We start from the raw sequence: 20663 nt of genomic DNA on the forward strand, positions 1-20663 counted from the left end.
CCTAATTTTTCAACAAAAACAACTGTATTTCACTGCGATTGCCTCAAAAAACATCAGGCTGTGACTCTTACTCAAACAAAAATACTTAGATATTTAGCCGTCTATACTGTTGCAAAGCCAAAAGTGCCGTGATATTACTAATAGCAGTTGTATAAATTAAACCCAATGAAGACTCAAACAACAATGAATTTAAACCAGCGTTTCGCTAACCTGCTCACTCTCCTCGTGCTCCTCAACAGGCCACGGGGCTTTGTGCATTGGTAAAACGACTGTACCAGTAAACCAAAAACCCCGTGCCACAGGCCGGGGTTTTTTGTTTTAACCAAGGCCACCAGAACGGGTTTTAATCAATGAATGAGGAATATGTGATGAGTGGTCAGGACAAAATCTGGATTTTTGATACCACCTTAAGAGACGGCGAACAGGCGTTGCGTGCCAGTTTAAGCCATAAGCAAAAAATTCAACTGGCGCATGCTATTGCCCGTCTAAATGTCGACGTGATGGAAGTAGGTTTTCCTGTGTCGTCCCCTGGTGACTTTGAATCGGTGCAAAGCATAGCCACTCAGGTAAAAGGCCCCATTATTTGTGGATTGGCCCGGGCTGTCAGTGCTGATATTGAAGCTTGTGGTCAGGCTTTGGCTAATGCGGAGCGTCGCCGTATCCACACCTTTATCGCGACCTCACCTTTGCACTTGCAGTACAAATTACGCCGCACTTTAGAGCAAGCCACCGAACAAGCTGTTGCTGCGATTCAGTTAGCTCGTCGTTATACAGACGATGTCGAGTTTTCCTGTGAAGATGCCGGCCGTACTCCTATTGATGATTTATGCCGCATTGTCGAAGCCGCTATTAAGGCCGGAGCCCGCACCATTAATATTCCGGACACTGTTGGCTACACCATTCCGAATGAATTTGCCCGCATCATTACTGACCTGCGCAATAAAGTGCCCAATATTGATCAGGCCATTTTAAGTGTGCACTGCCATAACGATTTAGGTTTGGCTGTGGCGAACAGTATCACTGCGGTTCAGGCCGGGGCCCGCCAGATTGAATGTACAGTCAACGGTATAGGTGAACGTGCAGGTAACTGTTCGTTAGAAGAAGTGGCGATGATTATCAAAACCCGCCCGGACATTCTGCCGTTTTACACAGACATTAAAAGTACTGAAATTTATCGCAGCAGCCATTTGGTCAGCCAGATTTGCCATATGCCAATTCAGCCGAATAAAGCTATTGTCGGTGAAAACGCTTTTGCCCACTCTTCCGGCATTCATCAGGATGGCGTATTAAAAGCGCAAAACACATATGAAATTATGTCGCCTGAGCAGGTGGGTATCCGTCAGAACGAATTAAACCTGACCTCGCGCTCTGGCCGCGCTGTGATCCAACATCGTTTAAGCGAAATGGGTTACACCAGTGAAGATTACAACTTAGACGAGATCTACCAGGCCTTTGTTACCTTAGCTGACCAAAAAGGCCGTGTCTTTGATTACGACTTAGAAGCTCTGGTGTTTTTCCAGAATTTACAGGACACCAACGAACCGTACAAACTGGAGTTTTTAAGCTCGTCCACTCATACCGGCCATGTTGCCAGCGCCACAGTGGGCATCAGCTTTAATGGTGAAACTCATACCGAAGCAGCCACAGGCAATGGCCCGGTGGAAGCTTCATTTCAGGCCATTCAGCGCATTGTTGGCACTGACGTCAAGATGGTCGACTTTAACTTACAAGCCAAAGGCAGTGGTGAAGATGCTTTGGGCCAGGTGGATATTATTGCCGAACATCAGGGCCGCCGTTACCACGGTGCAGGCTTAGCCACCGACATAGTGCGCTCTTCAGTGTTGGCTTATGTACACGTATTAAATTTAATTGAACGCAGCAAACAGGTAGACGCCGCTAAGCAGGCTCGCCGTTTATCTGAATCACAGACAGAGAAGTAATGATGAAAAACTATAAAATTGCCGTGTTAGCCGGAGATGGTATTGGCCCTGAAGTGATGGTTCAGGCATTAAAAGTACTGGATGTAGTTTCAGCAAAATTTAACTTCAGCATGCAAAGTACTGAAGCTTTAATTGGTGGCGCAGCTATTGATGCAACGGGTGTGGCTTTACCGGAAGCGACACTGGATTTATGCAAAAGCAGTGATGCCATTTTATTTGGCTCTGTTGGTGGCCCTAAGTGGACCAGCCTGCCACCGGCTCAGCAACCAGAGCGAGCCTCTTTATTGCCATTGCGTAAAACTTTCGATTTATTCTGCAACTTACGCCCTGGCCAGATTTACCCTGCTTTTGCCGAATTATCGCCTTTGCATCCAAAAATCAGCAGCCAGGGCATGGATATTCTATGTGTACGCGAGCTGACAGGCGGTATTTATTTTGGTGAAAAAGGCCGCACTGAAGACGCAGCTTTTGATACACAAAAATACAGTGTCAGTGAAATTGAACGCATCAGCCGGGTGGCTTTTGAAGCTGCCACTAAACGCAGGAATAAGGTGACCTCCATCGACAAAGCTAACGTGCTGGCGACCAGTGTGTTATGGCGTGAAGTGGTGGAGCGTGTCGCTAAAGACTACCCACAGGTGCAGCTGGAACATATGTATATAGACAATGCCGCAATGCAGTTGATTCGGGCACCGCAGCATTTTGATGTGTTGTTATGCGACAACCTGTTTGGCGATATTTTGTCAGATGAAATTGCTGCCATTGCCGGCTCGTTAGGTTTATTACCTTCAGCCAGCTTAAATGGTTCCAACTTTGGTTTGTATGAACCTGCAGGTGGCACAGCACCAGACATTGCAGGCAAAGGTATTGCCAATCCAATAGCACAGATTTTAAGTGCAGCTTTAATGTTACGGTACAGCTTTGCCGAAGAAGCAGCAGCCCGCGCTATTGAGCAGGCGGTTGCCAGCACTTTAGAGCAAGGCATAGTAACGCGGGATATTAATTCCGCCTCTAACTATGGCACTGCAGATGTAGGCGCAGCAGTCATTGCTGCGTTAAACGCTATTGATACAAAGAGAGCTTCATGATGGCTAAAACCTTATATCAGAAAATTTACCAAAGCCATGTAGTGGCACCGGTCAATGGCAGCACCGACTTGTTGTTTGTCGACCGCCATTTAATACATGAAGTCACCAGCCCTCAGGCTTTTGCCGGTTTACGTCAGGCCGGCCGGACTGTGCGCCGCCCTGATTTAACTTATGCCACTATGGATCATAACGTCTCCACTCAGTTGCGTAGCATAGATGCTGCAGGGGAAACCTCACGTAAACAGCTGGAAGCTTTAGCAACCAACTGCAAAGAATTTAATGTGCCTTTGCTGGATTTAATGCACCCGGATCAAGGCATAGTGCATGTGATTGGCCCTGAGCTGGGTTTAACCCAGCCGGGCATGATTATTGTCTGCGGTGATTCCCATACTTCTACTCATGGCGCTTTTGGCGCTATCGCCTTTGGTATTGGTACTTCTGAAGTAGAGCATGTGCTGGCCACTCAAACCTTACAGCAGCAAGTGGCGAAAACCTTAAAAGTGGAAGTGACAGGCTCTTTATCACCTTTTGTCACACCAAAAGATGTGATTATGGCGGTGATAGGCCAGTTAGGGACAGCTGGCGGTAATGGTTATGTGGCGGAATTCTGCGGCTCTGCTATTCGTGGCATGAGCATGGAAGGCCGCATGACGCTGTGTAATATGAGCATTGAAATGGGTGCTAAAGCCGGTTTAATAGCGCCGGATGAAGTGACTTTTGCCTATTTAAAAGGCAAACCTCATGCGCCACAAGCAGAGCACTGGGATGCAGCAGTGCAGTATTGGCAAAGCCTGTATTCAGATGCTGATGCCGTCTTTGATAAAACTGTGACTATTGCCGCAGAAAAAATCAGACCACAAGTGACCTGGGGTACGAATCCTGAGCAGGTGATCGCAGTCGATCAGCCTATTCCTTCCCCTGAGTCGTTCAGCGATTTAATTAAAGCCGACGCCGCCCGTCGTGCTTTAACTTATATGGGCATTGAAGCGGGCCAGAAGTTAACCGATCTGAAAGTTGATGTGGTCTTTATTGGTTCCTGTACCAATAGCCGTATTGAAGATTTACGTCAGGCTGCTGCCGTGGTGCAAGGCAAACAAGTGGCGTCCGGTGTTCGCGCTTTAATAGTACCGGGCTCAGGTCAGGTCAAACGTCAGGCCGAGGCCGAAGGTTTAGCTGATATCTTTAAAGCCTCTGGTTTTGAATGGCGTGAACCCGGTTGCTCTATGTGTTTAGGCATGAACGACGATCGTGTTGAAGCAGGCCAACGTTGTGCCTCCACCTCAAACCGCAACTTTGAAGGCCGTCAGGGTCGTGGCAGCCGCACTCATTTGGTCAGCCCTGCTATGGCAGCTGCTGCAGCTATTGCCGGTCGTTTTGTAGATATTTCTTATGTAGAGCGCGCTGAAGGGAGTTACTCATGAGCCAGATATTTGCACAAGGGCTGGTGTGCCCTTTAGATAAAAACAATGTCGATACCGACCAGATTATTCCAAAGCAGTTTTTAACTTCAGTCAGCCGCGACGGTTTTGCCGAAGCCTTGTTTTATGACTGGCGTTATCTGGCGAATGAACAACCTAACCCTGACTTTGTGTTAAATGAGCCTGCCTTTAAAGGTGCTTCTATACTGCTTACCCGGGCTAACTTTGGTTGCGGTTCCAGCCGTGAACATGCGCCTTGGGCTATTCAACAGTATGGTTTTAACGTAGTGATTGCCGAGAGTTTTGCCGATATTTTCTTTAATAACAGTATCAATAACGGCATGTTACTGATCAGCCTGAGCGCATCCAATATCGAATTTTTATTCAGCCGTTGCCAGCAAGGCACACAGGAATGGAAAATTGATTTGGCAGGCCAGCAGATTATTCTGGGTAACAATGCCGCTGTGGGTTTTCAAATCGACCCTGATATTAAACAGCGTTTATTAAGTGGTCTGGATTTTATCGGTGCCAGTGAGCAGTTTGCACCGCAAATCAGCGACTACGAAAAACAACGCGCCACAGCACAGCCCTGGTTAGGTTAACCACGCTTTCGTACAGGCCGTAGGGGCCGCGGCTTGTCACGGCCCGTCTATGGGCACCACGGTATCATGTAGACGGGAGGAGCAAGCCCCTCCCCTACACCTCAACACCTTGTTTCATAACCCAATGTTGACATAACCCATACAGCTCCTTCACCTGCCAGCCATCTAGCCGTAAACTACTGATTTTAATCGACTACTTGCTTATCAGAAAATGCAGGTAATACTTGGCAAAGCAGTATCAGACAGTATATAGTTTCATTATTATCAATTTTACCAGTTCACCTATAAACCTCTAAGGGGTATTTTTATGAAAAAGCTCGTTACATTAGCAGTAGTAGCAACTGCGTATTTCGCAGCAGCGCCAGCAGCTCTAGCACAGGATCAATGGGCCACCTCTTTATGTGAATACACTAAAGCAGACGATAAAAACCGCGTTCGCAAGGTATTATCAGATAACAAAGTAAACGTTCGTAAAGTCTATGACGCTATTCAATGCAACGGCGACTCACTGATCAAGTTTGCTATGCGCAGCGATGCTTATGAAACAGGTTCATTTTTTGTAAAACAGATGCCAGCTAAAGCTTTAGTGGCTGAAGATTTGGAAGTCTGGGCTAGCGCTAATGGTTTAGCCGCATCCCCGCTGATCAACGATATCAAAGCCCGTATCGGCCAGGATTAATATAGCCTTGGTACTTGAAGCCAACGGGCGGGGATAAACCCCGCCCCTACAATTGAAATCTTTTTTTACCACTGTCCAAAGCTTTACGCTGTGTATAAAAAACCAAACCTAACACCCAAAGTAATAACGGAATCAAGCCTGTCAGTAGCAACAGAATTTTGTAAGGTTCTCCGCCTACAGCTGCCATATGCAGAGGATAAATCATCTGGCTGAGTTGTTTGCCCAGTCCCATTTCCGTAGCCTTTTGCATAGCTAACACCTCAGAACTTTTTGGATTGATGCTGATCAGAGTACGGCCATTTGGATGCCACTCTTCGGTCAACTGAGCACGAATAGATTGGCTTTGTTCTGCGGTTTTTCGAAAACTGGCTAAACGTAAATCAGCCTCAGGCAAATGCCGCTGTGCCTGAGGCAACCATAAGGCCCACTGACTTTGAGTCACAGAGTAAACCTCAGAAGCAACTTCAGGCAGTGTGACTTCAGCATCGCTGAACAACCAGCTTAAGCTTTGTTGTACCTGCTGGTTATAAACCATAGCAGTACCAGTCAGACTGGTTAGCACTAACAACGGAGCAGTCCAGAATGCAATAACAAAATGCCATTGTCTGGACCAGCGAATAGTGGAAGCCGACCAGGGTAAACGCCATAATTTCCAGCGCCAGTGTCTGGGCCAACTCTGCCATAAACCCGCCCCAATCAACAGCAGTGTCAATAATCCCAACACACCAATCATTTGTTCACCCAAATCTGCACTGAATAAATGCAAATGGAATTCATAACACCAGCCGATGAAATCCTGGTACTGACTGCGACTGAGCAATAACTCACCTGAAGCGGACCAGTATTCTAAAGACCCGTCCAGACGGGACAATTCCAGCCATGGGCGTTCAGTGTTGGCAAGGCGGACAAAGTGGTAGTCTGTCTGGGGCAAGGCATCCAATACCTTGCCCCAGGTGGCTAAATCTGTGACTAAAGGCTGCTGCAATTGAGGGTAAAGCCATTGCAGTAAAACGTTTTTATACAGCAGTACGGAGCCTGTCAGGCTGGCGGGCACCAGCCATAACGCCAGGATCAGGCCAAAAAACCTGTGTAACTTTTTGGCCATTCAGGGCACCGGATCAATTAAAAGCTTATTTGCCAGTTCAGATTTAAAGTGCGGCCTAAGCCGGCAAAATAACTGTTGTTGGCAGGAGTGGTTTGGGAATAATAGGTAATGTACTGTTTATCCAGCGCATTCTCCAGACCCAAAGTCCAACTGCCCCAGTTGTCTGTTTCATAGCGACCAGATAGATCCAGCGTATGGTAGCTATCAAAAGAGGTCCCGTCGTTGTAGTTCACATCGAACAACTGACTGAGTTGCACTCTGCTGCTCAGTTGCATTGGCCATTGCTGTAACCAGTATAGATTTAACCGTTCAGGGGCTATATTGATGCCGCCCAGATCTTTGTCTACCTGACCATCATTGTTACTGTCAAACTGGCCCTCAGTGCGGGCATAAGTGAAACCTAAAGTGCTGTCTTCATTCAGGTTATACTCACCTTCGGCTTCAAAACCGCTAATTTCGGTGCGTTCACGCATCACACTGTAAATACCATCGGCATCCGCTTGCAGACGGGAACCTAAGTCTGAATCCGATTGGAAGTAACTCAATTGCAAACGGTACTTATCTTCCGTCAGTTCAATACCCACTTCAGTATTGTCTGATACCACAGGCTGTAAATTCAGAAACTGAGCCACAGACTGATTAGGCGTATTAATGGCTCTTAATACCCGACCCACATCGGGCATACTGAAACCTTCACTGTAGCTGGCATACAAACGAATACTGTCGGACCACTGATGCACCACACCAAAGTTTTTCAGCAGTTCGTTAAAGCTGGGCTCACCGCCTGTAACAAAACTGCTGTTAGACGAAGCCAGTGTCGTGAAATCAGCAACTGATAACTGGCCATATTCATAACGGGCACCAGCACTGAAGGTCCAGTCGTTGATCTGGTTGTAGCGTAACTGCACAAAAGGCGCGTAGTTAGTGAATTCGGTTTCAGGCACCCAGTTTCTGTTGCTCATCACCAGTTCCTGATAAGTACTGTCCTGCAACCAATCCAAACCAGTGCTTAAATCCACTCCAGAGTCCGCCAAATTGGCGCGGAACCAGGTCAGTCGACTGCCAACTTTTTCGGAGATGTTTTGGGATTGATCAAAAACACTGACGCCAAGCGCCGGATCCTGAAATACGCCAGCTCTGCTGCCACCAAACATAGAGGCAAAATCCTGAGCAAACAATTGCAGGTTCAGCTGACCACCCGCTATATCCTGATGTTGATAATCCAAAGAAGCGGAGGTCACTTTGTTTTGCGACGGCTTGCCTTCGGTGATGCCGCGCGCTGAGGTAGTAGGAACACCTGCGGCTGCATTGCCCTGCACAGTCACATAGTTATTATTTCCTTGTAAATCAAAGTGATTGATCATCAACTGCACACTTTGATCTTCAGACATCTGCCATTTGCTTTTGATAAACAAATTGACCGTGTCTGAATCCATGGTATCGCCCTGAGTGGTGTCGACACCTATAGGCTGGCCATTACCATCCAGATACAAGCCTGTTTTATTAAAAGCGCCGCCTGCGATGAAAGAGACATCATCAAACTGTTCTGAAAACAAATAACTGGCTTTGTAACTTTGGGTGTCCGAGCCGCCTGCAGTGGGTGCAGAGCCAGATAAACTGACCTGATGCTGATGCTCAGCCGGTGATTTGGTAATGATATTAATAATGCCGCCACTGGCCCCCATGCCCTGAATCGCATTGGCGCCACGTATCACTTCAATACGTTCAATCATCGAAGGGTCTATGGTATTGCCGTCACGGGAACCATTACGTAAAGGGGTCGACTGAGGCACACCATCAATCATGTAGAGTGGCTCGCGGCCACGCAGAGTTTCGCCATTGGCCGTTAGTTTCTGTCGGCTCGGTGAGAAGCTGGGTAATAAATTCCCCAAAATTTGTGACAGGTCCTGAGTCACGGCCAGCTGTGATTTCAATTCTTCCTGATCAATCACGGTGATAGTGGCTGGCACTGTACTGACCGGATAAGAAGAACGGGTTGCTGACACCTGGATGGTTTCGATTTCAACAGCTGTTTCTGCAGCTACTGTTTCTGCAACTAACAACGGAAATGGCAAAGCCAAAGCTAACACCAGTCTGGACAATTTCATCACTACACTCAAACGAATAAGAATAGGTCGCATTTATAAATGCGAACTATTCTTATGTCAAGTTGAATAAAATACGAGTCTGGTTTTAGTTTGAATTTGCTTTCAAAGTTAAACTGGCAAAGCTGATAAAATCTTCTGCCGTATTAATTCCAGCCATGGCCGAACCATCCTGCATTTGAGAAAAGCTAGGAGGTTGCCGGAACTGGAAGCTGAGTTTTAAACGTTGTGGTTGCTTCAAAAAGCCCAGTACAGGCGTACTTATCTGCTCCGGAATTTGTGGATTTTGTTGCAAAGCAGCAGTGAATTGCTGTTGCATTCCAGCATAATCTGCGGTGATTTGTGCTTGAGCCAGTTGATCAAAAAATTGCTCTAAAAAGGCTTTGTTTTCCAGTTCAACCGAACCATTGGCTATAGCTATTACTCCCACCTTTTTCATTAAGTCAGGTAAATAGTCAGGATGCTCAGAGCGTTGTTGTTGTTGTTCAGGGGTCAGCTGTTTCACTTCTTCAGCAAAATGCCATAGATCCGTTACCCCGGTTAAGGCAAAACGGTAGTTCAGGCTAAAGTGATGATTAACTCGCAATTCTTGCTGAAAAGACAGCTCTCCCGTTTTTGCTTTGTATTTGTACTGATAACTCAGCTCCATCAACAAAGTCCCCAGATAGGTCGCTAACTCAGGTGGTAAAGAAGCCAGAGCCTGTGGCGCCAGTTTTAAGTCTTTTAAGCGGGCTGCGCCATCTTCGGGTAAACCATCACGCTGCAAACCGATAAGCTCAACCTGACCTATAGTGACTAAATCTCCCATACCAGCAATGCCAATATGCAAATTCTGGATTTTATAACTTGAGGTAATAATGTTGGCAGACAGTTTGCTGTAACTCATATGAATAGGCGGCATATCGCCATGTTCGGCCAATTGCAGGTACTGCTGATTACTGCGCTCTATATGCCCAGCCATCAGTTGCTCCGCATGATGGTTCGCATAAAAAAAACCTGCCAGAGCACTGGCCGATACAAAGAATGCAGCCCCAAGCCAAACCTTTTTACCCATATTCCCTTTTCCTTCCACAAAACTAACGACGCCATACTAGCATGAGCAGAAAATAAAACACCTGCCTGAAGCTGTGATTCAGTGTAAAAGCCTGTTAATTTGACGTTATTCATCTCATTTTTTGGGTGTGCTATGGAGCTCTATTTCCATTGGTTTGATTTATTGGGTATAGCTGTATTTGCTGTCTCCGGCACTTTAGCGGCCTGGCGAAAACAAATGGATGGCTTTGGTGTCATAGTGCTGGCTACTGTAACAGCCATAGGAGGCGGCACCTTACGGGATCTGATCCTCGACTCACCCGTCATTTGGCTGACTGACAACAGTTACTTTTTAGCCATTTTTTCTGCGGCTGTGCTGACTATTTTATTGGTACGCAACCGACTGGTGATCCCGAACAATACCTTACAAATTGCCGATGCTATAGGGTTGGCATTTTTTGTCATTATGGGCACCCAAAAAGCCCTGGATCACGGCACTTCTGGTTTTGTCGCCATTATGCTGGGTACTATGAGTGGCGTCTGTGGTGGCATGATCCGCGATGTGTTGTGTCGGGAGATCCCTATGGTGTTCCGTGGTGAGTTGTATGCTATCACCTGTATTTTTGGCGGTCTGGTGTATGTGCAACTCCTGGGGTTTGGTCTAGCACAAATGCCCGCTATGTTGGCAGGCATGGTAGCTTTACTGGCTTTGCGTCTGGCTGCCATTCGCTGGCATCTGACCATTCCGGTCTTTGGTAAAAAAGCCAACGACCTGCGCTGAAGAAGGGGTGATGGCCAGAGGCTGTCCATCACCCAACGCAGCTTTATTCTGCTTTTTCTTCCGTCATCGCTTTATGTAACTTCACCGCATTACGGCTTTTACGCATGCGTATATTGATCATCTCCACTGTCATAGAGAAAGCCATGGCGAAATAGATATAACCTTTTGGCACATGCACATCAAAACCTTCAATCATTAAGGTCACACCCACCAGAATAAGGAAAGACAGCGCCAGAATTTTGATGGACGGATGTGCATCGACAAATTCCCCAATAGACTTAGCTGCAAACAACATCACAAGCACAGCGGAAATGATAGCTATAGCCATAATTTCAATGTCGTTTACCAAACCTACAGCCGTGATCACAGAATCCAGCGAGAATACAATGTCTAAAATTGCGATTTGGATCAGCACCATAAACAAACTATTCGCCACTACCTTAGGGCCAGTTGTTTCTTGTTCGACACCTTCCAGACTATGGTGAATTTCCTGAGTAGATTTAGCCAGCAGGAATAAACCTCCACCTATTAAAATCAGATCACGGCCTGAAATATCATGACCAAGCACAGTAAACCAATTATCAGTTAACCCCATCACCCATGAAATAGAGAATAACAATGCCAGACGGGCGAACATAGCTAAACCTAAACCAACACGACGGGCAAACTCCCGTTGATGTGCAGGTAAACGTCCAACCAGAATAGATAAAAAGATAATGTTGTCTATACCCAACACTATTTCCAGAGCAGCAAGAGTACCTAACGCAATCCAGGCCTCCGGACTTGCGATCCATTCAAACATACGACCTTCCCAAAGTTTAATTCATTGTGGCTAGTCTAACGACTTTACTGGCGAACTTCAGCTGTAAGCTCTGATATATCTCAGGGCTTTGGCAATTGTTCCTTGTATTCAACCAGACCATAACGTTGTTTTAACTTTTGGATCTGATCTTGTTGTTCAATCAGAAACTGATTAAAGCGACGGATTTGCTCCGGATGTTTTTGACTGGATAAGTGAAATGCCAGATTGGTAAAAGGTAAATGTTCAGCCATCACTAATGCACCCGGCAACTGCATTTGTTTTAAATGGTACTGTGCCACATTGTATTCAACATTAGCAGCATCCACCCTGCCCCGGATCGCCATACGTAAAGCCGATTCAGCGTCAGGTACATCCAGTATTTTAAACTTATGCGTTTGTTTCAGCTGAAGCCAGAGGCTGGGCGAAAATCCATGAATATTGGCTAACACTTTAAAGTCAGCCAGCTGCATTAAACGTTTTTCCGGTAAAACTAATGTTGAGCCCAGGGTATAAATCACCGGAGCGCTGTAGTATTTGGGTTGGTTCTGATCGATATCTAAATGAGGTTGCCATGCCTTGTTATCCGGATAGACAAAATCAGTTAATTCGGCTGAGTCTTTGTACAAGCGTTTGACCGGTAAAGCCTTAAAGCTGAACTCGTCACCGCTCCACTTGCTGTAAAGCCCGATCAAATCAAAAAAATAACCACGCGGCTGAGGCGATAGAAAATCATAATGTGGATAATAATCCAGTTGCTCTATACCTATCACATAGGTTTTAGCCTGCAGGCTCCAACAAAAACAGCTACTGAACAACAACATCAGGACAAGGCGCATGCAACTCCAACTTCTTCAATGATACTTTTATAAGCCTAGTTGATTCAGAGCTTATTTACCTGCATACCTTTGTTCTGGTGGCAAATAACCCGGAATACGGTTCAGGTCGATATGATCCATCTGACCCGGTTTTAAAAATTGCTCTGCATACTGCAGATACACTTTCTGATCGATAAAAATATCAAACAAGTCCGGATCTATATGCTGGTTCTCTTTCATTCGTCCCATAATCATCAGGCATTCACTTAAAGGTTTACCCTCTTTGTATGGACGATCAGAAGCGGTCAGGGCTTCAAAAATATCAGCTATTGCCATCATTCGGGCTGGCACTGACATTTGTTCTCTGCTTAATCCTTTGGGATAACCTGTACCGTCCATTTTTTCATGATGACCACAAGCAAACTCAGGCACTCGTTGTAAGTGTTTAGGGAATGGCAAAGACTCCAGCATATCAACCGTAATATCCATATGGCGGTTGATGATCTGCCGCTCCTCGGCGGTTAAGGTGCCCCGGGCTATGCTCAGGTTATAAATTTCATTTTCCGACAACAAATCCTGTAACTGATCTGCGATGAGGATCTGTTGCTGACGACCAAAATCAGCCACACGCTGTTGATCGTTTTTATCCATAAACTCACCGCCAATATTGGCTTTACGCAAAAATTCACGTTGAGCATCCAACTCAGCCAAACCTTGATCCAGCTGTTGTTGCAATCTGGCAACTTGTTCCAGATCCTGCTGATGCGAGGCCAGATACAAAGGACCCGCCAGACTCAGTTCCAGATCTCTTTTGGCAATCTCTATTTTGGCATCGACCAGTTCTATCCGGTCAAAAATAGTCTGCAACTTACTGGCTTTATCCATCACATATTCGGGAGTCGCTATTTTTCCACAGTCATGTAACCAGCCCGCGACACTTAATTCATGCCGGTCGGCTTCAGTCAGACCAAAGTCAGCCAAAGGCCCGCTATCGTGGCGATGCACAGCATCTGCCAGCATCATGGTCAGTTCAGGAACCCGCTTGCAATGACCGCCGGTATAAGGAGATTTTTCATCTATAGCTTTAGCAATAAGCCGTGCTATGCCCTGAAATAACTCCTCCATGTTTTCAATCAGCTGCTTATTGGTTAATGCCACAGCGGCCAAAGAAGCCAGTGAGCGCACTAACTCCATTTGTTGCGCGGAAAATGCACTGACTTTGCCATTCACTGTGGCATTGATCAGCTGCAATACGCCGTTCAGTTCACCCTCATGATTTTTCATTGGCACAGTCAACACCGACTGAGTGTGATAGCCGGTGCGCTGATCCATACTGCGGGCGGCACTTAAATCATACTTCTGACAGGCATAGGCATCCGGAATATGGATCATTTCACCTTCAGCTGCGGCTATAGCCACTATAGCGTGTTGATTCACCTCGCCATCTTTGTAGATAGGAATAGAAGGGAAAGGAATAGGCTGGCCTGAACTGCCGCCCATATACATATTCAACGAATTGTTGATCAGGGTTTCAAATTTCAGACTTTTGTCTGCTGTGATGGAATAAATGGTGCCGCCATCGGCCTGGGTTAAGGTTTGAGCACTGGTGAGAATACGTTCCAGTAAGCGGGTAGTATTCCGCTCCACCGATAATGAAATACCAATTTCAATCAGATGCTTTAATACAGAAGGTTCAGTCATTTGTCTTCCCTGCCCTATTTTTCCGCATGGGTATATACACCATCCCAATCAGCACCTGGTGGTTGCTGACGGTAAACATTTATACGTTCGAGATACAAACTATACAACTTGTGGTTGGATTGCTGCTGTAACAAGGTCCATAAGGTTTCAGCTTCAGACCAGTGTTGCTGTAAATACAGAATCAGCGCCTGCTCATGCTGCTGAAAAGCGGCAATATAATGTGGACTCTCCAGTTGCTCTGGATCTATAGGTTCATAAATAGTGACAGCTTCAGTTTTGCCTTTTACTTTGACTTTATCCACAGTACGGAAGGTTAAAGTCGGGCATTGCTGCACTGTCACCTGGCTGACTAAAAACCGGACCCCATAATATTTGGTCAGACTTTCCAGCCTTGAGCCTAAATTCACTGCATCGCCCAGCACTGTGTAAGCCCGGCGGTATTCAGATCCCATGTCGCCTACATTCATTTCACCTGTATTGACGCCAACACCAATATCAATAGCTGGCAAACCATCAGAGACAAAGTTCTTACTCAATTCATCGGTGATCTTTAGCATGGAAAAACCAGCTTTTACTGCGAGCTCAGCGTGAGCTTTTACATCCAGAGGCGCATTCCAGAAAGCCATTACCATATCACCCACATATTTATCTATGGTGCCCTGATGTTCAAATATAGTTTTAGTGATAGGTGAAAAGTAGCGATTTAATAAAGATTTTAGTTCTGTGGCTGTCAGCTTTTCAGACAAAGTAGTAAAACCACGGATATCAGAAAACAACACCGACATTTCCTTACGTTTGCCATCCAGGCTAACGCTTTCAGGGTGATTCAGCATTTCATCAATGTGAGCAGGAGGCACATACTGGTCAAAAATAGATTTAATTCGCGCTTTTTGCCTTGAAGCACCAAAAAAACCATAAATTAAATTCAGCAAGGTCAGACCCAGAATCAGTAACAAACTGGAGGTCAGTGGTAAATCCAGCTTTAACTCCTGCCAGCAGTATAAGTTACCGCCCAGAGTTAATAGCAGCAGGCTGCCGCCCGTTAACGCCAGGCTGACAGGGCCAAGTACAGGGAATAACAAACTCATAATTAAACCCAGCACAACTAAAAACAAAAACACCAAAGCTTCAGCCCAATCCGGATGGGAGTGAATCAGTTCCGGGTAAATTAAACCTTCAAATACATTGGCATGCACTTCGACACCGGGGTATTGCACCCCAACGGGAGTGGACCGTAAATCCGCATGGCCTACCGCAGAAGTGCCCACAAAAACCACAGCATCTTTGAGCAAGGTTTTATCCACTATGCCATGCAACACATCGGAAGCGGAAATATAAGGGAAACTGCGGGCCGGCCCGCGATAAGGGATCAGCACCCTGCCGTATAAATCTGTATTGATGCGGGTATTGCCCACAGTGACACCGATTATAGTATTAATCTGTTCCAAAGGCGCTGTTTCCACTATCAGCTCATTTGCCAGCGCATACAAACGGGCGGCTTCCAGCGCCAGCGAAGGATAAACTTTATCCTGATAACGGATCAGTAAAGCCGCCTGACGGATAAAACCATCGGGATCAGGGGAAGAGTTAATAAAACCTGTACCAGAACTTTGTTGTTGCAGCACTGCGGTATTGGCGACATAGCCTGCAAAATTGCTGGCTGAACTTTGGCTGGCCAGGCTGTCCATGGCGACATAACTTTCAGGCAACTGACCTACCGCCAGTTGCTCTTGCTGGAACAAAAAACCCAGCACCACATCTTTATTTTCCAGACTCCTGGCAAACTGCTGATCGGCGTCCAGAGCCGGGGCTAATAGCTGCAACTCTTCAGTCATTTCTGCCGATAACTGCTGCTTTCCGCCCTGCAATACTTGCTGTACCGGATTACGCTCGGGCTCGGAGAAAATCACATCAAAAGCGACCACTGAAGCACCTGCAGCAGTTAACTGCTCAAGCATTTGCGCTACCATCTGCCGACTCCAGGGCCAACGGCCTACCTGCTGCAAACTTTTTTCGTCTATATCCACAATGACAACAGGCAGATCGGTCGAGGATCGATAAGGCAGAGTCAATTTTAATCTGATGTCATACAACAACCCATCCAGCCGCTTTAACACTGACTGCTCTGAATAGACGGCGCTGAGCTGAACCAGCACCAGCACCCCACTAAACAACAGGCTGCACAGCAGTATCCAGTGATGACGACGCCAATAATTCAGCACCACAACTCCATTCCTTCCATCGCCATCACTACTTCAGGCTGCTGGCCACTCCATTGCTGCGCCAACAGATCCAATTGCTGATCGCTGCGGGCCGGATCATGGCTGAAGATCACCAGCTTTTTCACTTTAGCTTCCACAGCTAAAACCACAGCCTCAGTCACCAGCGAGTGACCCCAGCCTAATTTATGTGGCATATCTGTTTCCAGATACTGACCATCATGGATCAGCAGATCAACTCCAGCGACAAACTCCAGCCATTGCGCTCTTGGAGTGAGCTCTTGTTGTGGTGGGAATAGTTCATTGTCTGTGACATAGGCCAGGCTTTGTCCGTCTGCAGTAATACGATAAGCACTGCCAGATCCCGGATGGTTCAGCCGGCAACGCCGGATATGAAAATCGCCAAGTTGCCACTGATCTTCTGCCATAGGGGTAATGCGTATAGCAGAGGGTAACTGATTGGGTGGTACAGGAAAAAACTCACCACACATTTGCTTTAAAATAGCGTCGTGCTCACCATGCAACGTATGACCCGGAATAATGCGGATCTGCCGCCCGGTCTGATAGGCTGGTGCAAAAAATGGAAAGCCCTGAATATGATCCCAATGGTTATGGCTCAGCAGCAACACCAGTTCTGTATTGTCAGCTAACAATTCATGGCCAAGTTGCCGGATACCAGTACCTGAATCGAGAATTAATTGCTGACCACTCTGACTGGTCAGCAATACACAAGGCGTATTACCTCCATACCTTTGTGTCTCCGCACCCGGTGTTGGAATTGAGCCACGCACACCATAGAATTTAATCTGCATAATGACTCACTAAATCGGATTATTTTGATATTCATAAAGTTGGAATTGCCGCAATGTCGCAGTGTAGCCACCCGAGCCATAGTTACTCCAGCCTAACGTGACTTTACTGCTGGTCAGCTCGATAAATAAGTCATAGGAGAAGCTAAAACCGGTAAACACATAAGCACCATAAATCGTAGAATCAGGTTCAAATGCGGGATCCCAACGGCCAACATCAGAGCCACTGCCATCCAGCAATACTCGTCCCACCCACACATCAGAATCAACAGTACCAGCCATCAGTAAACGCCCTGAGGCATCAATATGGAGTTTCGTGATTTCCAAATCAGCTGGCACCATATCACTGAAACTGCCATAAAGTCTTGGCATGCCTGAGTTAAAAGCAAGATCCGTCAAACCGTTTTGCAACAGCCGGTACAGGTAATGTGCTTTATCACCTTCGTAATTGCTCGACAATGCCAGAACCAGATTGCGTCCGGCATCAAACTCCAAGCCATTGATGTATTCAGAATAATAGCTTTGCTCATTCACCACATTGATCAGGCGATAACCTACACCAGCAACGCCAAAAGGGTCGGAAGGGCTGTTAGCCGAATTCATTAGCCAGCCAGATTCATTAAAGCGCGCAACATAGAGTTGAGGGTCGGTTGCCAAATAATGCTGCCCCGCAATCACCAAACTGCCATCCACAGGATCCAGCTTCATTTGACTGAGCGTCTCTCTAGTCGCTGAGCTGGTATCTATGGCGCTAAAGACCACAAAGCCCGCAGCTGAGTCACCAAAATACCCAGAATCCAGACTGCCATCTGCATTGAGTTGCAACAAGACCACATCTGTATTGTCATACATATAGCTGTACTCGGCACCAATCAGCAGATCACCGTTGGCCCTGACCTGCAGCTTTCGAGCCTCAGATCTGTCGTAACCACCTACAGCAGCCGGAGTTAAAGCAAAAAGTCCATTGGCAAAACCAGTATCCAGAGTACCATTCTGATTTAACCTCAAAACGAAACCTGTCTGATCACTATTGCCATCTATGCCATCACCAGCCACATAAAGTTGGTTTGCAGCCGCCTCAGCTATGGTTGCAATAGTCATATGAGCTAGCTGGTCAGTAGCGAGTAATATCAGCCCATGATTACCAAAACTTTGATCTAAGGCACCGCTGGCGGTAAGTCGTCCAACAAAAGCCTGCTGATAGCTGCCATTGAGGAATGAATAGCTATAGCCATAAAACAGAGTTTTATTGACCTGACTTCCCAGCAGCAATCGTCGACTGCCCATCAGGGTATCTTCACCAAAACCAGCATTAAACCAGCGTTGTCCATCGCCGGAAAATGCTGTGTCCGCAGCCAAAGTATTGTGCTGATATTTACCGACCCAGTTAAAGCTGACATTGCCAGCAGCTCCATAATTTGGATTACTGAAATGATTGAGCAACCATAAGCCTGCACCATTGCTTTGCAGATCAACGGCTTTTAATTGTCCATCCACGGCAAGAGGCTGATCGGACATAAAGTCCCCAATCAGATTGTATTGACTAAGCGAGACCCTATCACCGCCGCTCTCTTCTGTACTGGTCAGCACATAGAATCCACTCTGATCGACCGCCAGAGATTGGTAATGCAACGGATAACCTGAATGACCACTGACCTGAATAAATCCGGCAGCATTGCCAAAGCCAGAGGTCAGACTGCCGTCGTAAGTCAGTTTAAAAAACAACCCATCCGGACTTGCAGGAGCAGAGGACTCAGTCACGCTGCCCACCACATACAACTCATCGTTGTACATCACAGCATCATAAGCTTTGGAAGAAGCTAGAGAGAAATCATACTGCCGGTAGCCAACACAGCCTGGAGTACAACCAAAGGTGCTGCTGTCTGGTACAAAAGAAGATAAGAATCGGGCAATCACTATATGATCACCGGACGATTGGCCTATGCCATAGTAATTATGGTCGCTGTCCTGACGAACCAGATCGAACTGTGCAATAGTATTGATTGTACTAACCCAGCCAGACTGATAGCCGGAATCTGCAAACTCAAACAGGAAAGCACGATCATCCTTGCTGCCAGACACCACATAATGTCCAAGATGATTCAGGATCAGATCTGTTGCCTGCACATCACCACTATCACATGGAGTGTATTCACACAGCACATAACCCTGCATATTGCCAAAGTTATAATCCAGAGACCCATCGTCACTGAGTTTAATCAGGTAAAAACCTGAAGCTCCACTTTCAATGTAGTTTGCCAGTATCACCAGTTTATTGTTACTGGTTAAAACCCCGGCTACAGCTTGCTCTGTGGTATAGATCGAAAACATCTTAGTTCTGAACAAGCCTCGTTCTCCATAGCTGGAGTCAACAGATCCATCTGGATTCAAGCGTGCGACAAAAAGTTCCTGCACAGAAGAATTGCTGACGTTACCAATCACCAGACTACTGCCATCACTTAATGGAATTATCTGTACCGGGTCGTTGTATTCTCCGCTTAACATCATTTCTAAGGACAGGTTGCCACCGCCGGCAAAGGTCGTGTCAGGACTGACCAGCGTTTCATAGGTCTGGGCTGCAATGACTGTAATGACCACTGTGGCTGTATCCACCAGATTGGCATCGCCATTTTCTGTCACTTTGACAACCAAGCTATAAGAAGGGGTAGTTCCGGCATTCAACAGTGATGAATTCGCAACCTGAATAACACCCGCTGATGTAATGCTAAAAACCCCAGCTGTGTTCCCTGACAAAATTTCAAAACTGTAACTGCCCGGATCTGGGTCAGACACTGTCATGGTCAGCACATGTTGTGAATTGACATAGTCATCATAAATAGTAACAGTTGCATCTTGCAGCGTCGGAGGTGCATTAACGGGAAGAATATTTAGTTCCACCTGTGCGTCAGAAGTTAAATTCCCCTGAGTCAGTCGATAGGTAAAATAATAGGCACCGTAGGAGCCAGTTGCAGGCTGATAGGTAAAAGTACCATCTGTATTTAAACTCAGGGTGCCATAAGGCGGCGCTTGTACCAGACTGACACTGAAGGCCAGGTCTGGGTCATAAATATCATTCTGCAGCAATGAACTACCTGCTGTGACTGTCAGTAGCGTATCTTCATCCAGGGTGTAAGCGTCAGCTGAAGCCAGTAGAGCATGAGTCACGTTCACCACTATGGTCGCGGTATCACTCAGGCTGGCCTCATTATCTTTTACTACTTTCACCACCAGACTGTAGGTAGATAGGGTGCCTGCATTCAGTGCTGCCGAATTCGCCACTGTAATCACACCACCAGCAGTCACACTAAAAGCACCGCCTGTATTGCCAGATAAAATCTCATAGCTGTAACTGCCAGGATCCGGGTCAAACAGGTTCAGCGTCAGTACTTGCTGTAAGTCCGCATAATTATCCGTAATAGTGACTGTCGCATCCTGTAAAACAGGAGCGTCAATCACAGAGGTCACATTTAACTCCACCTGTGCATCTGAAGTAAGCGCCCCCTGAGTCAGCCGGTATGTGAAGTAAAAAGCACCATAAGAGTTAGCAACAGGCTGATAGGTAAAAGT

Annotated in this window: 15 protein-coding genes; 6 read left to right on the forward strand and 9 right to left on the reverse strand. The window is 46.5% G+C overall.

Annotated elements, in window-relative coordinates; all coding sequences use genetic code 11:
* Positions 1-368: 368 nt before the first annotated feature.
* The 5 genes from leuA to J2W69_RS15325 all read left to right on the forward strand — a co-directional run bounded on the left by leuA (position 369) and on the right by J2W69_RS15325 (position 5727).
* Complete coding sequence (gene leuA, locus J2W69_RS15305) at positions 369-1940, forward strand: 2-isopropylmalate synthase (protein ID WP_310280108.1); 1572 nt, start codon at positions 369-371, stop codon at positions 1938-1940.
* Positions 1940-3028 (forward strand): 3-isopropylmalate dehydrogenase, encoded by a 1089-nt coding sequence (gene leuB, locus J2W69_RS15310; protein WP_310280079.1) that lies wholly within the window; start codon positions 1940-1942, stop codon positions 3026-3028. Before leuA ends, leuB begins: the two co-directional genes overlap by 1 nt.
* Positions 3025-4449 carry a 3-isopropylmalate dehydratase large subunit gene (leuC, locus tag J2W69_RS15315; RefSeq protein ID WP_310280081.1) on the forward strand — a complete coding sequence of 475 codons (1425 nt, stop codon included), beginning with the start codon at positions 3025-3027 and terminating at the stop codon, positions 4447-4449. The genes leuB and leuC overlap by 4 nt, the downstream gene beginning before the upstream one ends.
* Entirely contained in the window at positions 4446-5048 is a 603-nt protein-coding gene (gene leuD, locus J2W69_RS15320; RefSeq protein ID WP_310280083.1) for a 3-isopropylmalate dehydratase small subunit, read from the forward strand. Before leuC ends, leuD begins: the two co-directional genes overlap by 4 nt.
* A 307-nt stretch (positions 5049-5355) precedes the next feature.
* Positions 5356-5727, forward strand: a complete 372-nt coding sequence (locus tag J2W69_RS15325; protein WP_310280084.1) for a DUF3718 domain-containing protein — start codon at positions 5356-5358, stop codon at positions 5725-5727.
* Positions 5728-5773: 46 nt separating this feature from the next.
* Here J2W69_RS15325 and J2W69_RS15330 read toward each other — a convergent pair whose 3' ends face one another.
* Genes J2W69_RS15330 through J2W69_RS15340 form a run of 3 tightly spaced genes read right to left on the reverse strand, consistent with a single transcriptional unit; the run spans position 5774 to position 9991 of the window.
* The gene (locus J2W69_RS15330) at positions 5774-6832 is read right to left on the reverse strand and encodes a PepSY-associated TM helix domain-containing protein (protein WP_310280085.1); all 1059 of its coding nucleotides are present in this window, start codon (positions 6830-6832) and stop codon (positions 5774-5776) included.
* A gap of 17 nt (positions 6833-6849) precedes the next feature.
* Entirely contained in the window at positions 6850-8973 is a 2124-nt protein-coding gene (locus J2W69_RS15335) for a TonB-dependent receptor (RefSeq protein ID WP_310280086.1), read from the reverse strand.
* 52 nt (positions 8974-9025) lie between these two features.
* Entirely contained in the window at positions 9026-9991 is a 966-nt protein-coding gene (locus J2W69_RS15340) for a hypothetical protein (protein ID WP_310280088.1), read from the reverse strand.
* Between the two features lie 132 nt (positions 9992-10123).
* Here J2W69_RS15340 and J2W69_RS15345 point away from each other — a divergent pair, with 132 nt between their 5' ends.
* Complete coding sequence (locus J2W69_RS15345) at positions 10124-10750, forward strand: trimeric intracellular cation channel family protein (RefSeq protein ID WP_310280090.1); 627 nt, start codon at positions 10124-10126, stop codon at positions 10748-10750.
* Between the two features lie 43 nt (positions 10751-10793).
* On the opposite strand, the gene J2W69_RS15350 is transcribed toward J2W69_RS15345, so the two are convergent.
* The 6 genes from J2W69_RS15350 to J2W69_RS15375 all read right to left on the reverse strand — a co-directional run.
* Positions 10794-11552: a TerC family protein gene (locus J2W69_RS15350; RefSeq protein ID WP_310280091.1), complete on the reverse strand. Its 759-nt coding sequence runs from the start codon at positions 11550-11552 to the stop codon at positions 10794-10796.
* 80 nt (positions 11553-11632) lie between these two features.
* Positions 11633-12388: a hypothetical protein gene (locus J2W69_RS15355; protein ID WP_310280093.1), complete on the reverse strand. Its 756-nt coding sequence runs from the start codon at positions 12386-12388 to the stop codon at positions 11633-11635.
* 51 nt (positions 12389-12439) lie between these two features.
* Positions 12440-14068, reverse strand: coding sequence for an HD domain-containing phosphohydrolase (locus J2W69_RS15360; protein WP_310280097.1), 1629 nt, complete (start codon positions 14066-14068; stop codon positions 12440-12442).
* A 14-nt stretch (positions 14069-14082) separates the two neighbouring features.
* Complete coding sequence (locus J2W69_RS15365; protein ID WP_310280099.1) at positions 14083-16290, reverse strand: CHASE2 domain-containing protein; 2208 nt, start codon at positions 16288-16290, stop codon at positions 14083-14085.
* A complete protein-coding gene (locus J2W69_RS15370) occupies positions 16284-17099 on the reverse strand; it encodes an MBL fold metallo-hydrolase (RefSeq protein WP_310280102.1) in 816 nt (271 codons plus the stop codon). Before J2W69_RS15370 ends, J2W69_RS15365 begins: the two co-directional genes overlap by 7 nt.
* A gap of 9 nt (positions 17100-17108) precedes the next feature.
* Positions 17109-20663, reverse strand: a 3555-nt coding sequence (locus J2W69_RS15375) for a cadherin domain-containing protein (protein WP_310280104.1), incomplete at its 5' end; no start/stop codon positions are given.

It is taken from the genome of Rheinheimera soli, from assembly GCF_031457405.1.
GTDB lineage: Bacteria > Pseudomonadota > Gammaproteobacteria > Enterobacterales > Alteromonadaceae > Pararheinheimera > Pararheinheimera soli_A.